Annotated in this window: 15 protein-coding genes; 14 read left to right on the top strand and 1 reads right to left on the bottom strand. The window is 66.0% G+C overall.

Going from position 1 to position 14576, the window contains the following annotated elements:
• Window positions 1-6: 6 nt before the first annotated feature.
• From ACZ899_RS10545 to ACZ899_RS10535, 3 genes are all read left to right on the top strand, one after another.
• Window positions 7-639, top strand: a complete 633-nt coding sequence (locus ACZ899_RS10545; RefSeq protein ID WP_234561534.1) for a hypothetical protein — start codon at window positions 7-9, stop codon at window positions 637-639.
• A gap of 77 nt (window positions 640-716) precedes the next feature.
• Complete coding sequence (locus tag ACZ899_RS10540) at window positions 717-1424, top strand: winged helix-turn-helix domain-containing protein (RefSeq protein WP_232855918.1); 708 nt, start codon at window positions 717-719, stop codon at window positions 1422-1424.
• Window positions 1425-2747, top strand: coding sequence for an ATP-binding protein (locus tag ACZ899_RS10535; RefSeq protein ID WP_234561535.1), 1323 nt, complete (start codon window positions 1425-1427; stop codon window positions 2745-2747).
• Here the strand turns inward: ACZ899_RS10535 and ACZ899_RS10530 are convergent.
• Complete coding sequence (locus tag ACZ899_RS10530) at window positions 2735-3526, bottom strand: MipA/OmpV family protein (RefSeq protein ID WP_232855837.1); 792 nt, start codon at window positions 3524-3526, stop codon at window positions 2735-2737. The genes ACZ899_RS10535 and ACZ899_RS10530 overlap by 13 nt on opposite strands.
• A gap of 219 nt (window positions 3527-3745) precedes the next feature.
• Between ACZ899_RS10530 and ACZ899_RS10525 the strand changes: the two genes are divergently transcribed.
• The 11 genes from ACZ899_RS10525 (at window position 3746) to ACZ899_RS10475 (ending at window position 14484) form a co-directional block, all read left to right on the top strand.
• Complete coding sequence (locus ACZ899_RS10525) at window positions 3746-4060, top strand: DUF2388 domain-containing protein (RefSeq protein ID WP_234561536.1); 315 nt, start codon at window positions 3746-3748, stop codon at window positions 4058-4060.
• Between the two features lie 100 nt (window positions 4061-4160).
• Window positions 4161-4775 carry a YjfI family protein gene (locus ACZ899_RS10520; RefSeq protein ID WP_234561537.1) on the top strand — a complete coding sequence of 205 codons (615 nt, stop codon included), beginning with the start codon at window positions 4161-4163 and terminating at the stop codon, window positions 4773-4775.
• Window positions 4776-4791: 16 nt separating this feature from the next.
• Window positions 4792-5493, top strand: coding sequence for a PspA/IM30 family protein (locus ACZ899_RS10515; protein WP_234561538.1), 702 nt, complete (start codon window positions 4792-4794; stop codon window positions 5491-5493).
• Window positions 5494-5944: 451 nt separating this feature from the next.
• The gene (locus ACZ899_RS10510) at window positions 5945-6601 is read left to right on the top strand and encodes a DUF2491 family protein (RefSeq protein WP_203647418.1); all 657 of its coding nucleotides are present in this window, start codon (window positions 5945-5947) and stop codon (window positions 6599-6601) included.
• A gap of 12 nt (window positions 6602-6613) precedes the next feature.
• Entirely contained in the window at window positions 6614-7039 is a 426-nt protein-coding gene (locus tag ACZ899_RS10505; RefSeq protein ID WP_028692698.1) for a DUF350 domain-containing protein, read from the top strand.
• 25 nt (window positions 7040-7064) lie between these two features.
• Entirely contained in the window at window positions 7065-7817 is a 753-nt protein-coding gene (locus ACZ899_RS10500; RefSeq protein ID WP_203647417.1) for a DUF1190 domain-containing protein, read from the top strand.
• Window positions 7818-7819: 2 nt separating this feature from the next.
• Window positions 7820-8977 carry a glutathionylspermidine synthase family protein gene (locus ACZ899_RS10495; RefSeq protein WP_234561539.1) on the top strand — a complete coding sequence of 386 codons (1158 nt, stop codon included), beginning with the start codon at window positions 7820-7822 and terminating at the stop codon, window positions 8975-8977.
• Between the two features lie 398 nt (window positions 8978-9375).
• Window positions 9376-9861: a formate dehydrogenase subunit gamma gene (locus ACZ899_RS10490; protein WP_203647415.1), complete on the top strand. Its 486-nt coding sequence runs from the start codon at window positions 9376-9378 to the stop codon at window positions 9859-9861.
• Window positions 9855-11399: a formate dehydrogenase beta subunit gene (locus ACZ899_RS10485; protein ID WP_234561540.1), complete on the top strand. Its 1545-nt coding sequence runs from the start codon at window positions 9855-9857 to the stop codon at window positions 11397-11399. Before ACZ899_RS10490 ends, ACZ899_RS10485 begins: the two co-directional genes overlap by 7 nt.
• Window positions 11396-14272 (top strand): formate dehydrogenase subunit alpha, encoded by a 2877-nt coding sequence (gene fdhF, locus ACZ899_RS10480; protein WP_234561541.1) that lies wholly within the window; start codon window positions 11396-11398, stop codon window positions 14270-14272. The genes ACZ899_RS10485 and fdhF overlap by 4 nt, the downstream gene beginning before the upstream one ends.
• Window positions 14269-14484, top strand: coding sequence for a formate dehydrogenase subunit delta (locus ACZ899_RS10475; protein WP_234561542.1), 216 nt, complete (start codon window positions 14269-14271; stop codon window positions 14482-14484). The genes fdhF and ACZ899_RS10475 overlap by 4 nt, the downstream gene beginning before the upstream one ends.
• The last annotated feature ends 92 nt before the right edge of the window (window positions 14485-14576 follow it).

The raw sequence follows: 14576 nt of genomic DNA, 5'->3' as shown, positions 1-14576 counted from the left end.
CCGACCATGAAGATCCTGTTCGAAGGCGATACCGGCCAGGCCTTGTGCGAGCATTGCCAGGCGCTGGTCGCCATGCATTACACCCGGCGCGATGTGCCCTTCAGCGATGGCCAGGGCATCGCGCGGGATATCCTGGTGGGCGTGTGCGATGGCTGCGACATGGTAGTGGCCATCCCGCCGCAGTCCACCCCGGCGATTCGCGAGGCGCGCAAGCAGCAGCTCAAGTCCATCGAGGCGCGGCTACCGGCGGTCTATCTCGATGTGCTGGATGCGGCGATGCAGGCCGTGTGCAGCGAGGCGGGCGCGCACCTGCGCAAGCTGTTCCTGGCCCATTACTTCCAGTGGCTGGTGCAGGCCCGCCAGGGCATGGGTTTGCAGCCTGGCCACGAGGCCTTCGTGACGGCCCTGGAGGCGCAGCGGCGTCAGCGTGGGTTACAGACATCGGGGGCGACCCGGCGCTTGTCGATGAAGGTCAACGCACACATGGCCGAGGACTTTCTGGCGCTGCTGCAGCAGACCCGGATGAGCCAGACCGAGCTGCTCAAGGCGGTGATTGCGCGGATCCAGATGGACGTGCTCGAAGTGCGCGATCCGCAGGTGATCGAGGGGTTGCAGCGGTTGGTGCGGGTGGCGGGATAGGGCGCGGGCCGACATGGTAGTGACACCTTCGCAAGGGCATAATGCACGCACTTCTCTAAGGACTGGAACGCGTGATGATGGATGGCTCTGGCCCAGGCAAGGTGCTGTTGGTGGAGGACGACGTGAAGCTCTGCGGGCTGATCGCGACCTTCCTGTCGCAACATGGCTTCGAAGTGCGCGAAGTTCATCGCGGCGACCTGGCGCGGCAGGCGTTCGTCGAGTTCCGGCCGTCGATGGTGGTACTCGACCTGATGCTGCCCGGAAAGGATGGCTTGCATGTCTGCCGCGAGATCCGCGCGCTCAGCGACACGCCAATCGTGATCCTCACCGCCCGCGAGGATGACCTGGACCATATCCTGGGCCTGGAGTCCGGTGCCGACGATTATGTGATCAAACCCATCAAACCACCGGTACTTCTGGCGCGCTTGCGCGCCTTGCAGCGCCGTCATGTGCCACAGGGCAGCACGGGCGGGGCGCTGGAGTTCGGCGAACTGAAAATAGACCCTGTGTGTCGCGAGGTGACCCTGGGGGGCGAGCCGGTCGAGTGCACCACCATGGAGTTCGACCTGCTCCAGCTATTGGCCGGCAATGCCGGGGTGATCCTGTCTCGCGACGATATCCTCAACAAGATGCGCGGCATCGACTTCGATGGCATGAACCGCAGCGTCGATGTGTACATCAGCAAGCTGCGCAGCAAGCTCAACGACACGCCGCGTGAACCGACGCGGATCAAGACCGTCTGGGGCAAGGGCTACCTGTTCAACCCGTTCGCCTGGGAGCGCTAGATGCTGCGCCTGTTCCTGGGCTTGTACCTGATACTGACGGTTGGCCTGGTGGTGGCGCTGCAGACGGTCGAGCATACCTTGGATGCGCTGCTCGCCCCGCAGATGGAGGCGGCCAGTCGCGAGACCTTTCGCGGCACGGTTCACGCGCTGGTCGAACAACTGCGTGGCGTACAGGGCGAGCAGCGCGCACAGCGCCTGGAGCGATTGCGACCGGCCTACGGTCTGGGGCTGGATCTTGTGCGGCGTGACCAGTTGGCGCTGAGCGAGCGTGAATACGCGCAGTTGGCCCAGGGCCAGCTGGTGCTGCGCGAGCAGTACACCCAGCTGTTCAGCCGCATCGATGACGGCGACCAGTTGCTCAGCGTCAAGCTGCCGCGCGAACCCAACTTCATGCCGGTATACATCGGCACGGCCTACCTGATGCTGGCACTGCTGCTGGGGGTGGTGTTGTATTTCTGGGTACGGCCACACTGGCGCGACCTGGAGAAACTGCGCCTGGCCGCCCAGCGCTTCGGCGACAACGACCTGTCGGCGCGTGTGCGCATGCCGCGGCGTTCGAGCATCAGCGATGTGGCGGGGCACTTCGACCTGATGGCCGCGCGTATCGAAGTGCTGATCGCCAACCAGCGCGAAATGACCAACGCGGTTTCACATGAGTTGCGCACACCCATCGCACGCCTGAACTTCGAGCTCGACCAGCTCAGGAAACTGCCGGACCCGGCCAGCGCCCACCAGTTGATCGGCGATATGTACGCCGACCTGGGTGAGCTGGAAGACATGGTGTCCGAGCTGCTGACCTACGCCAGCCTGGAGCACGGAGCGACCGCCATGAGCTTGCAATCGGTCGAAGCCGGCAGCTGGCTGGACAGCGTGATTGCCAGCGTAACCCTGGAAGCCGAGGCCAGCGGCGTGCAGATTCATCTGGCACCGTGTCAGGTCGAGACCTTGAGTATCGAGCCGCGATTCTTGGCCAGGGCCGTGATCAATCTGCTGCGCAACGCCATCCGTTATGCCAAAGGGCATATCCACGTCTCGCTGTCATGCAGCGGCGGTGAGTACCGGCTGCAGGTCGACGATGACGGGCCGGGTGTGCCGGTGGCGGGCAGGGACAGGATTTTCGAACCGTTCTCGCGGCTCGACAGCAGTCGTGACCGGCGTACCGGGGGCTTTGGCCTTGGGCTGGCGCTGGTGCGGCGGGTGGCGCAGTCCCACGGCGGTTACGCGCAGGTGGGCGATGCGGCGGCTGGGGGCGCGTCCTTGCGCATGATCTGGCCTGTCCGGGGCGAGACTGCCCGGACGCCTGAAAAAGGTCAGAAGGTATAGGTCATCTGGGTAACCAGTGAGGTTTGCAGGCGCTTTTCGACCAGAGGGCTATCGCCAGCATCGTCGTTCAGGTAGTCCGCCGCCAGCACGGTCGCCATGTGCCAGTGCTCGTCGAAGGGCATGCTCCAGGACAGCTCGCCACCGCGGCTGATCAGGCCACCACGGGCATCGTGGGCGTGGAACTGGCTGCCTGCGGCCTGGGCCTGGCTTACGCCATACCAGGTGCGCATATAGTCGCCGTCGCCGAACTGACTGTTGACGCTGCCCACCAACTCGCCGATGCGGCCCTTGTACAGTTGCATACCCAGGCTCAGTTTCAGGTGGTTGTAGGCCGAGCCGGTGTCGGGCTTGTCCTTGTCCTGCTCCAGGGCGTGCTCGAAGTTGGCGGCCAGCGTCAATGGGCCGAGGTGGTAGGCAGCGTCGAGCCCCAATTGCGGCCGCGACTTGATCGAACCCATGCCGTCGAGCCTGTCCGAACCTTCGAAGCCGGAGCGATGATCCTTGCGCGCGGTGCTGGCGCCCACTCGCACCCCAAGGTCGAACGTGTCGCCTTCGTGAGCCCAGCCCAGGCCCTTGCTGGTGTCGAGAAAAAAGCCGGCGGGGCTGGTGATGCTGCCACCGAGCAGCGGTGCCGTGGCCCGTTCGCCGGCTCCGCTGTAGCGAGGGGCATTGGCGATGCCGGCGTTCAGGCGATACTGCCAGTCCCCGGCGCGCAGGTCGGTGGCGCACAGCAGCAGGCAAGCGCAGGAGAGGGGCAGCAAACGATTCGATACAGACATGGCGACACTCGATGAGGATTGATGGCGCCATGCTAGGGAGCGGCTCTGCGGCAATCTTTGGCAGCTTTGTCGGGAAACTGTCAAAGACTGTTAACGGTGTCGGGCAAGCTTCTGGGTGATCGGCTTCGCACTTTTTAACAATCCTTTGCAAAGCTCATGAAGTTGCAGCAGGCGCGTCATTGCTAGGGTGCGCTCCCCTCAAGCCACCTCGAGAGTTTCATGAATATCCCGCAGCCGTTCCACCTGCTCGGTCTGTTCGCTTGCCTGCTCACCAGCCAGGCCCAGGCCACCAGTTTCGTGATGACCACTGACATGACCGTCAGCCTGAGCATGAGCGCCAGCAAAGGCACCAGCAGCTCGTTCAAGGATGACAAGATAGTCCTTGCCGCCAAGGATGACGCTGCGGCGTTCGTCGCCAGCGATGGCGCCATTCGCAGTGCGCGCATGGAGGCGGCGTTTGCGCGGATTCGCCAGGTGCTGGATGAGCCTGGCGTGTCGGACCGGGCGCTGGCACAGGCGATCCTGGCGCTCTGAGTCATCCGCTTCGTTCTGCCGAGCTGGCTCACATGTGAGACTTGCGAACGTCACAATCCAGGCGTAACGTACCTCACATGTGAGACAAGGACACCCCTCGATGGCAGGCAAGAAAAGCTCCACCGACTACATGCGTGACATGCGCGCCCGGCTCAAGGCCGCGGGCCTGGTCAAGCGTGAGTTGTGGATCCTGCCAGAGCATGCCGCCGCCTTGCGCGGTATCGAGAAGGCTTTACGTCAGCCCCTCACGGGCAAACAGGTCAGAACGGAGGATTTCATGACCGAGCACAACCACTGGACGATCGAATCGCTGCACGGCGCCCTCCAGGGCCTGGAGGATGTACGCGGCGGCGTGATCGGCCTGTCCCTGCAACAGGGCGCCGAACCCAGCCTGAAGCTGGTGATGAACGAACTGGACGGCCTGCCTTTGTACATCGCCGTGGCCGGTGAGCAGATCCTGGTCGACACGCTGCTGGTTGAGGCCAGCCAGGTGAAGGATGCGGCAGCCTTCAACGATGCGGTGCTGCGCACCCGCGATGTCTTCCCGCTGTCGTCGATCGGCCTGCACACGCTGCCCTCGGGCGAGTTGGTGTACACCATGTTCGGTGCCCTGAGCGCGGCCTCGTCGCTGGACAACATCGTCCAGGAGATCCACACCCTGGCCGACAACGTCATCACCGCCGCCGAAGATTTCGAAGACTACTTCACCCACTGATTCCGGAGATTGCCCCATGAGTTTGTTGAGAAAGATCGTCACCGCCCTGCGTGGCGGCGCTTCGGAAGTCGGTGAGGCGATCGTCGACTCCCAGGCCCTGCGCATCCTCGACCAGGAGATCCGCGACGCGGACAACAACCTGATCGATGCGCGCAACCAGCTGGTCAAGATCATGGCCAAGCACAAGACCGCGCAGCAGCGCATCACCGAGTTCGACAAGACCATCGGCGACTGGGAACAGAAAGCCATCGCTGCCCTGGACAAGGGCGAGGAAGGCCTGGCCCACGAATGCGCGGCGCGCATCGCCGACCTGACCAACCAGCGCGATTCCGAGCAGGCGCTGGCCGACCAGTTCGGCGCGTCGGTCGCGACCCTGACCGCCACCGTGAGCAAGACCGAGGCGCAGATCAAGGGCCTCAAGCAGCAGGTGGACCTGGTCAAGGCCCGCGAGAGCGTGCAGCGTGCCCAGGTGAGCGCGGCGTCGGCCACCGGCGGCGCCAATGGCAGCCTGGAAACGGCGGTCGGCTCGCTGGACCGCATCAAGAAGCGTCAGAGCGAGCGTGCTGCCGAGCTGGAAGCGGCGGCGGAGCTGGCGGGCAAGGCTGACGGTAGCGACCTGGAGGCACGCCTGAAGGCGGCCGGGATCGGCGCCAGCAACAGCGGCGCCGATGATGTGCTGGCGCGCTTGAAGGCCAAGGCGGCGAAGCCGGCGGAGTGATCCGCTGAGTGGGCCGGCCCTATCGCGGGGCAAGCCCGCTCCCACGGGTAAAATCTGCAGCGGCTTTGTAGGAGCCCGCTCCCACGAGTAAAATCTGCACCGGCTTTGTAGGAGCCCGCTCCCACGAGTAAAATCTGCACCGGCTTTGTAGGAGCCCGCTCCCACGGGTAAAATCTGCACCGGCTTTGTGGGAGCCCGCTCCCACGGGTAAAATCTGCAGCGACTTTGTGGGAGCGGGCTTGCCCCGCGATGAGGCCGGCCCGGCTGGCGCAAAACCTTGCCCCAGACCCGTTGGCGGGGCGCACGAAAAGCAGTATCGTGTCGCCCCCGCCAAAGGACTGCCGCGACCCAAGGGATCTACAATGTCGCCTTCTCCCCACAGGCTCTGCCTGTTCGCTTCAGCACCTGCATTGGCTCCGGTTCCGTCACCCTCTCACCCAGGAGATGCCCCGTGGGTTGGTTGAAACGCTTCATGGGCTTCGAAGCCCCCAAACCTGCCGCCGGCAGCCCAGTCAAAGGCAACCTGCCGTTCGGCCTGGGCAGCGGGCGCATGCTCAAGCTCGACCCTTCGCTCAAGCTGCTGCTCGATGGCCATAGCGAGCTGGAAGTGCCCGGTCAGGAAGTGGTCTGGGCCGTCGGTGAGGTCGACCTCGGCCAGTCGGTGCGCCTGGCGCGCTTCTACATGGAAGACGAGGACTACTGGCTGCAGGTGGTGATGAACGGCGCGTCGGCCGACGATGTGCGCGATATCATCCTGTTCGGCTACTACAGCGTGGTGCCGGTCAGCAGCGACGCCGAACTCAAGCGCCTGGTCGGTCCTGAGTCGAACATCGGCCTGCCGTACTACGAGCATGAAGGCTACGAGTTCGTCCGCCAGTGGGGCAGCGAGGAAGGGCAGACCGAGCTGACGCCGATCAGCGAGTGGGTCACCAGCCCCGAAACCAGCTACCGCATCCAGCACCTGTCGATGCTGTATGCCCGCGAAACCGGCCTGACCGATCGCCGCGAATTCCTCCTGTTGTCGGTGGAGGAGGACGAGGACGGCAATGTCAGCCTGACCACTTCGGTGGGTGTCACCCTGCAATCAACGGACTTCAACGTCATCTGACAAGGATTCACCATGCTCGACGCTCTTCGCATGTCGCTCAACGCCCAGGCAGTGATCGGCTTCATCCTCTACATCAGCGTGGCGCTGGTGCTGTTCTGGGTATTCCAGTTCATCTATACGCACCTCACCCCGCACCGCGAGTTCGCCCTGATCCGCGACAACAACAGCGCTGCGGCCATTGCCCTGGGCGGCGCGCTGATCGGCTTCTCGCTGCCGGCCAGCAACATCATCGCCTACAGCGTCAGCCTGCTCGACTTCGTGGTCTGGGTAGTGATCGCCGCGGTGGTGCAGCTGTTGGCCTTCGGCATCACCAGCCTGGTGCTCAAGGGCCTGGCCAGCCGAATCGCCAAGGGCGAAATGGCCGCCGCGATCTACGCCGCCGCCGTGGCGATCAGCGTGGGCTTCCTCAACTCGGCCTGCATGACCCCGTCGGTCTGAGCCGTTTGCGCGCAAGGAGCCCTACATGAGACGAAGTTCCGTCAAGCTGGTGCTGGCCAGCTCCCTGCCGCTGGCGCTTACCGCGTGCAGCGCGCCCGAGGAGACCTACACGGTCAGCAAGCGCAGCAACTACACCACTGTCCAGGCCTGCGTCGATGACAAGATGCCGGTGGATGTGTGTTCCGATGCCTACATGGAGGCGCTGGCCGATCACCGCCGGGTCGCCCCGACCTATGGCGACAAGGCGGCCTGCGAGGCCGATTTCGTGCCGGACTACTGCCAGGTCACCAGCGACGGCCGCTACATGCCGCGCCTGGGTGGGTTCGAGCTGGCGGTGTCGGGCGAAGTCAGCCAGTCGCAGGTCGACGCGGCACGCGCCCAGGTCGAGAACAGCGGCCAGGCCGTCAGCGGTGGCAGCAACTTCAACGGCCTGCTCACCGGCCTGCTGCTTGGTCAGATGATGAGTGGCGGGAGCCGCCAGTACTACTCGCAGCCGGTGTACCAGTACCGCGACAGCCGCGGCGACTACCGCACCACCACCCTCGGCCAGCAGATCGACCAGGGCAAGCGCTTCGAGCGCTCCGACCAGGCCCAGCAGAGTGGCGGCAGCTACAGCAGCTACTACTCCGGCAGCTCCGGCGGTAGCAGTTACAGATCCAAAACCTCGACCCGCTCCAGTGTGTCCTCGTCGATCTCCCGCGGCGGCTTCGGCAGCCAGGCCACTGCGCGCAGCGGCTGGGGCGGCAAGAGCAGCGGCGGCTTCAGCTTCGGCGGTTGAGCATGCGCAAGATCAGCATCGACGAACGCCCGGACTGGCACGCCACCGCCGAACGCGAAGGTTTTTCCTTCCACACCATCGACGGTGAGCGCTACTGGGACGAGCGCGGCTACTACCAGTTCAGCGAGGCCCAGGTCAGCCGTGACCTGGAGGCGCCCACGCAGGAACTGCACGCCATGTGCCTGGATGCGGTCGAGCGCATCGTCGACAGCGAGGCGTTGATGACCCGCCTGGCGATCCCGCCGGCGTTCTTCGACCTGGTGCGCCGTTCGTGGAAAGAGGGGCATCCGCACCTCTACGGGCGCTTCGACTTCAGCTACGACGGCCACGGCCCGGCCAAGCTGATCGAGGCCAACTACGACACGCCGACCTCGCTGTACGAGGCGGCGGCGTTCCAGCTGATCTGGCTGGAGCAGCAGATCGAGCGCGGCGTGCTGCCGGCCCATGCCAGCCAGTTCAACACCCTGGCCGAGGACCTGGTGCGGGCCTTTGGCGCCTTCGAGCGCGAAAGCCCGTTCTACTTCTCGGCCATTGCCGGCTCGGTCGAAGACCGTGGCACCACGGATTTTCTGCGCAAGATGGCCGGGCACGTGGGTATCAGTACCCGGCACATCGATGTGGAGGACATCGGCTTGAACGGCGAGGGGCGTTTCGTCGACCTCGAAGGCCGGCCGATTCCGCGCCTGTTCAAGCTGCATGCCTGGGAGCATATCTTCCACGAGGACTTCGGCCAGGCCATCGCCGGCTGCGATACCCAGTTCGTGGAACCGGCCTGGAAGTCGCTGATCTCCAACAAGGGCATCCTGCCGCTGCTGTGGGAGTGGCACGAAGGGCACCCGAACCTGCTGCCGGCGTTCCTCGACGAAGACCCTCGGCGCCCGGTGCCCAAGGGCTGGGTGCGCAAGCCGTACTTCTCCCGCGAGGGCGCCAACGTGGATATTCGCACCGACGACGACCAGCGGGTGTTCGAGGACGGTCCCTACGACGATGCGCCGTACATCCTCCAGGGCTTCGCGCCGTTGCCGAAGTTCGGCGACAGCTACTCCCTGATCGGCTCCTGGGTGATCGGCGACCTGGCCTCGGGGATCGGCATTCGTGAAGACGACTCGCTGATCACCAAGGACAGCTCGCGCTTCCTGCCCCATGTAGTGCTGGACTGACCGGCTGCGCTGTCGCGCAGGGAACGACATTGCAGGTCTCGTTAGCGTGGGAGCGGGCTTGCCCCGCGATGTGTCGCCTGGCACCGGCTTCGCCGGTGATCGCGGGGCAAGCCCGCTCCCACGCAATTTCAGCCTGATCACAAAGTTACGTTTTGTACCTTTGATGATGGCACCTCCAATGGTCGGTTTCAGGACGCGCCGGGTCGCCCGCGCACAACCCCCTCGCGCAATAACTGCCATGCTCTGAGGATGCCCGTGGACCGAGCGCAGCAAGACGCCCGGCCAGGGACAACGAGGGTGCCCGGCCTGCCGCCACCGTGACCTGGCCCGCACCGCAGCTGAACACCGCCGGACCGCCGCCCGCCAACGGGCCGCCCCGGGATGCCGAGGTCTGCTGTATGCCTGATGACTTGAACCACCTGCCGTTGATCCAACGCGTCCTGGCCCGTGAGCAGGACACTCCCGGCGCCCTGTTGCCGATCCTCCACGCCATCCAGGCCGGCGCCGGCTACATTCCCGACAGCGCCGTCGCCGAGATCGCCCATGCCCTCAACCTCAGCCAGGCCGAGGTGCGCGGGGTGATCAGCTTCTATCACGATTTCCGTACCACGCCGGCGGCCCGCCATACCCTGCGTCTGTGCCGCGCCGAGTCCTGTCAGAGCCGCGGCGCCGAGGCGCTGGCCGCGCAGTTGCGTGAGCAGCTTGGGTTGGACGACCACGGTCGCACCGAGGATGGCGCGCTCGACCTGCGCCCGGTGTATTGCCTGGGCGCCTGCGCCTGCTCGCCGGCCCTGGAACTCGATGGCCGGCTCCACGCCCGCGTCACCCCCGAACGCCTGCAGGCGTTGGTGGCCGCTTGCCGCGAGGAGGTGAAGGCATGCTGAACCTGTGCATCCCCTGCGATTCGCTGGCCTGCGCCGTCGGTGCCGACCAGGTGGCCGAGGCGTTGACCCGCGAAGCCGCGCAGCGGCGCTTAACGCTGGATATCAACCGCACCAGCTCCCGTGGCCTGTACTGGCTGGAGCCGCTGGTGGAGCTGGATACCGCCCAAGGCCGCCTGGGCTTCGGGCCGGTCACCCCCGAGGATGTGCCCGGGCTGCTTGATGCCCTGGCGGGTGATCCCGGCAGCCATGCCCTGGCGTTGGGGCCGGTCGAAGCGATTCCCTACCTGAAGTCCCAGCAACGCCTGCTGTTCGCCCGCGCCGGCATCACCCGGCCGCTGTCGCTGGACGACTATCACGCCAACGGCGGCTTTGAAGGCCTGCGCCAGGCCACCCTGCTGGACGGTGACGAAGTGGTCGCCGCGGTGCTCGACTCCGGGTTGCGGGGCAGGGGCGGCGCGGCGTTCCCCGCGGGCATCAAGTGGCGTACCGTGCGCCAGGCAATGGCCGGGCAGAAGTACGTGGTGTGCAACGCCGACGAAGGCGACTCCGGCACCTTCGCCGACCGCATGCTGATGGAGGGCGATCCGTTCCTGCTGATCGAGGGCATGATTATCGCCGGCCTCGCCGTGGGGGCGAGCATGGGCTACATCTATGTGCGCTCGGAATACCCGGATGCCGTGCGTACCTTGAACGAGGCCATCCTGCTGGCCCGCGAGGCCGGCTATCTGGATGTCGCCGGCAACGGCGTGGCCTTCCACCTCGAGGTGCGGGTGGGAGCCGGGGCGTACATCTGCGGCGAGGAAACCGCGCTGCTCGAATCCCTCGAGGGCAAGCGTGGCATCGTCCGGGCCAAGCCGCCGTTGCCGGCGCTCGAGGGCCTGTTCGGCCAGCCGACCCTGGTGCACAACGTGCTTACCCTGGCCTCGGTGCCGATCATCCTGGCCAGGGGCGCGGCGTTCTACCGCGACTTCGGCATGGGCCGCTCGACGGGTACCTTGCCGTTCCAGCTGGCCGGCAATGTCCGCTATGGCGGCTTGGTGGAGCGCGCCTTCGGCCTGACCCTGCGCGAGCTGGTGGAAGGCTACGGCGGCGGCACCGCCAGTGGCCGGCCGATCAAGGCGGCGCAGGTCGGCGGCCCGCTGGGCGCCTGGGTGCCGCCCGCACAGTTCGACACCCCGTTGGACTATGAGGCTTTCGCCGCCCTGGGGGCCATGCTCGGCCACGGTGGCGTGGTGCTGGCCGACGACACCCTGAACATGGCGGGCATGGCCCGCTTCGCCCTGCAGTTCTGCGCCGAGGAATCCTGCGGCAAGTGCACGCCGTGCCGGATCGGTTCGACGCGCGGCGTGGAGGTGGTCGATCGGCTGATCGCCAGTACCGACCCGGCCTACCGCGCAAGCCAGGCCGGCCTGCTGCGCGACCTGTGCGACACGATGCAATACGGCTCGCTGTGCGCCATGGGCGGGATGACCCCGTACCCCGTGGTCAGCGCCCTCAAGCACTTCCCCGCCGATTTCGGCCTGGAGGCCGCGCAATGATCAATTACTTCGACCCCCGCAGCGACATCGACCTGGGCACCCCGGAACGGGTCAGCGAGGTGCAGGTCAGCCTGGTCATCGATGGCCGTTCGATCAGCGTGCCCGGCGGCACCTCGGTGATGCGCGCCGCCGCCATGCTCGGCACCAGCATTCCCAAACTGTGCGCCACCGACAGCCTCGAGGCCTTCGGCTCGTGCCGCCTGTGCATGGTCGAGATCGACGGCATGCGCGGTTATCCGGGCTCGTGCACCACGCCGGTCAGCGAAGGCATGGTGGTGCGCACCCAGACACCGCGCCTGGCCGACCTGCGGCGCAACGTGATGGAGCTGTACATCTCCGACCACCCGCTGGACTGCCTGACCTGCTCGGCCAACGGCAACTGTGAGCTGCAGACCGTCGCCGGCCAGGTCGGCCTGCGCGAGGTGCGCTACGGCTATGACGGCGCCAATCACCTGAGCGAACAGAAGGACGTGTCCAACCCGTACTTCGACTACGAGCCGAGCAAGTGTATCGTCTGCAACCGCTGCGTGCGTGCCTGTGAGGAGATCCAGGGCACCTTCGCCCTGACCATCACCGGGCGTGGCTTCGACTCACGGGTGGCGGCGGCCGGCGGCGACGATTTCCTCAGCTCCGAATGCGTGTCCTGCGGCGCCTGCGTGCAGGCCTGCCCGACCGCCACCCTGAGCGAGAAGAGCCTGGTTCAGCTCGGCCAGCCCGAACGGGCGGTGATCACCACCTGTGCCTACTGTGGCGTGGGTTGCTCGTTCCGCGCCGAGATGAAGGGCGAGCAACTGGTGCGCATGGTCCCGGACAAGAACGGCGGCGCCAACCATGGCCATGCCTGCGTCAAGGGGCGTTTCGCCTGGGGCTACGCGACCCACCCGGACCGCATCACCAAACCGATGATCCGCAAGCGCCTGGAAGACCCGTGGCAGGAGGTCAGCTGGGACGAGGCGGTCACCTATGCCGCCAGCGAGTTCCGGCGGATCCAGCTCAAGTACGGGCGCGATTCCATCGGTGGCATCACCTCCAGCCGCTGCACCAACGAAGAGGCGTACCTGGTACAGAAGCTGGTGCGCACGGCCTTCGGCAACAACAACGTCGACACCTGCGCGCGGGTCTGCCATTCGCCGACCGGCTACGGCCTGAAGCAGACCCTGGGCGAGTCCGCCGGCACCCAGAGCTTCGACTCGGTGATGCAGGCCGACGTGGTGCTGGTGATCGGTGCCAATCCCACCGACGCGCACCCGGTGTTCGGCTCACAGCTCAAGCGTCGCCTGCGCCAGGGCGCCCGGCTGATCGTCATCGACCCGCGCCGCATCGACCTGGTCGATTCGCCCCACGCCCGCGCCGAGCTGCACCTGCAACTGCGCCCGGGCACCAACGTGGCCATGCTTAACGCCCTGGCCCATGTGATCGTCACCGAAGGCCTGCTGGCCCAGCACTTCATCGACGCCCGCTGCGAGCCCGAGGACTTCGCCCGCTGGCGCGATTTTGTCGCCCAGCCCGACAACGCCCCTGAAGTGCTCGGCCCGGTGTGCGGCGTGCCCGCCGAGCAGATCCGCGCCGCCGCCCGGCTCTACGCCACCGGCGGCAACGCGGCGATCTACTACGGCCTGGGTGTGACCGAGCACAGCCAGGGCAGCACTGCGGTGATGGGCATCGCCAACCTGGCCATGGCCACTGGCAACATCGGCCGCGAAGGGGTTGGGGTGAACCCGCTGCGCGGGCAGAACAACGTGCAGGGCTCATGCGACATGGGCTCGTTCCCTCACGAGCTGCCCGGCTACCGGCATATCTCCAACGAAAGTGTGCGCGCCGAGTTCGAGCAGGCCTGGGGCGTGACCTTGCAGCCCGATCCGGGGCTGCGCATTCCCAACATGTTCGAGGCCGCGCTGGACGGCAGCTTCAAGGCGCTGTACTGCCAGGGCGAGGACATCGCCCAGAGCGACCCCAACACCCAGCATGTCACGGCCGCGCTGCTGGCGATGGAGTGCGTGGTGGTGCAGGACATCTTCCTCAACGAGACCGCCAAGTTCGCCCATGTGTTCCTGCCAGGCAGCTCGTTCCTGGAGAAGGACGGCACCTTCACCAACGCCGAGCGGCGCATCTCGCGGGTGCGCAAGGTGATGGAGCCGCTGGCCGGCAAGGCCGACTGGGAGGCCACCGTGGCCCTGGCCGGTGCCTTGGGTTACCCCATGCAATACCGTCATCCCTCCGAGATCATGGACGAGATCGCCCGCCTGACCCCGACCTTCCGCCGGGTGAGCTATGCCGAACTCGACCGCCACGGCAGCCTGCAATGGCCGTGCAACGACGCCGCGCCCGACGGCACGCCGACCATGCACATCGACCAGTTCGTGCGCGGCAAGGGGCGCTTCATGCTCACCGGCTACGTGCCCACCGACGAGAAGGTCAACAGCCGCTACCCGCTACTGCTGACCACCGGGCGCATCCTCAGCCAGTACAACGTCGGCGCGCAGACCCGGCGCACCGACAACGTCGCCTGGCACGACGAGGACCGCCTGGAGATCCACCCCAGCGATGCCGAGAGTCGGGGTATCAGCGACGGCGACTGGGTGGGTATAGGCAGTCGCTCCGGGCAGAGCGTGCTGCGTGCCAGGGTCAGCGGTCGGGTGGCGCCGGGGGTGGTGTACACCACCTTCCATTTCCCCGAGTCCGGCGCCAACGTGATCACCACCGACAACTCCGACTGGGCCACCAACTGCCCGGAATACAAGGTCACTGCGGTGGAGGTGGCGAAGGTGTTCCAGCCGTCGGAGTGGCAGAAACGCTACCAGCGCTTCAGTGACGAGCAGCGCAGGTTGCTCAAGGAGCGCCGGCAAGCGGAAGCGGCGGAGGTGCGCCGATGAGCAGTGACAATCTGGTGAAGATGGCCAACCAGATCGCCCATTACTTCGACAGCGAGCCGGATCATGCCAAGGCGGTGCAGGGGGTGAGGCAGCATCTGCAGAGCTTCTGGACGCCGGCGATGCGTCGGCAGTTGCAGGAGTGGACCGAGGCCCACGCAGGAGAGGGATTGGATCAGAAGGTCAGGGAGGCATTGGGCCAGGCGGTGATTTAGCCTGTTCCGGCCCATCGCGGGGCAAGCCCGCTCCCACGAACCCCGCTTGGCGTTTTTGTGGGAGCGGCGGTGCGCCGATGCGACTTGCCCCG

It is taken from the genome of Pseudomonas sp. TE31087, assembly GCF_057284075.1.
The sequence above is the reverse complement of the archived record's forward strand: the minus strand, read 5'-3'. Positions and strand labels throughout refer to the sequence as shown.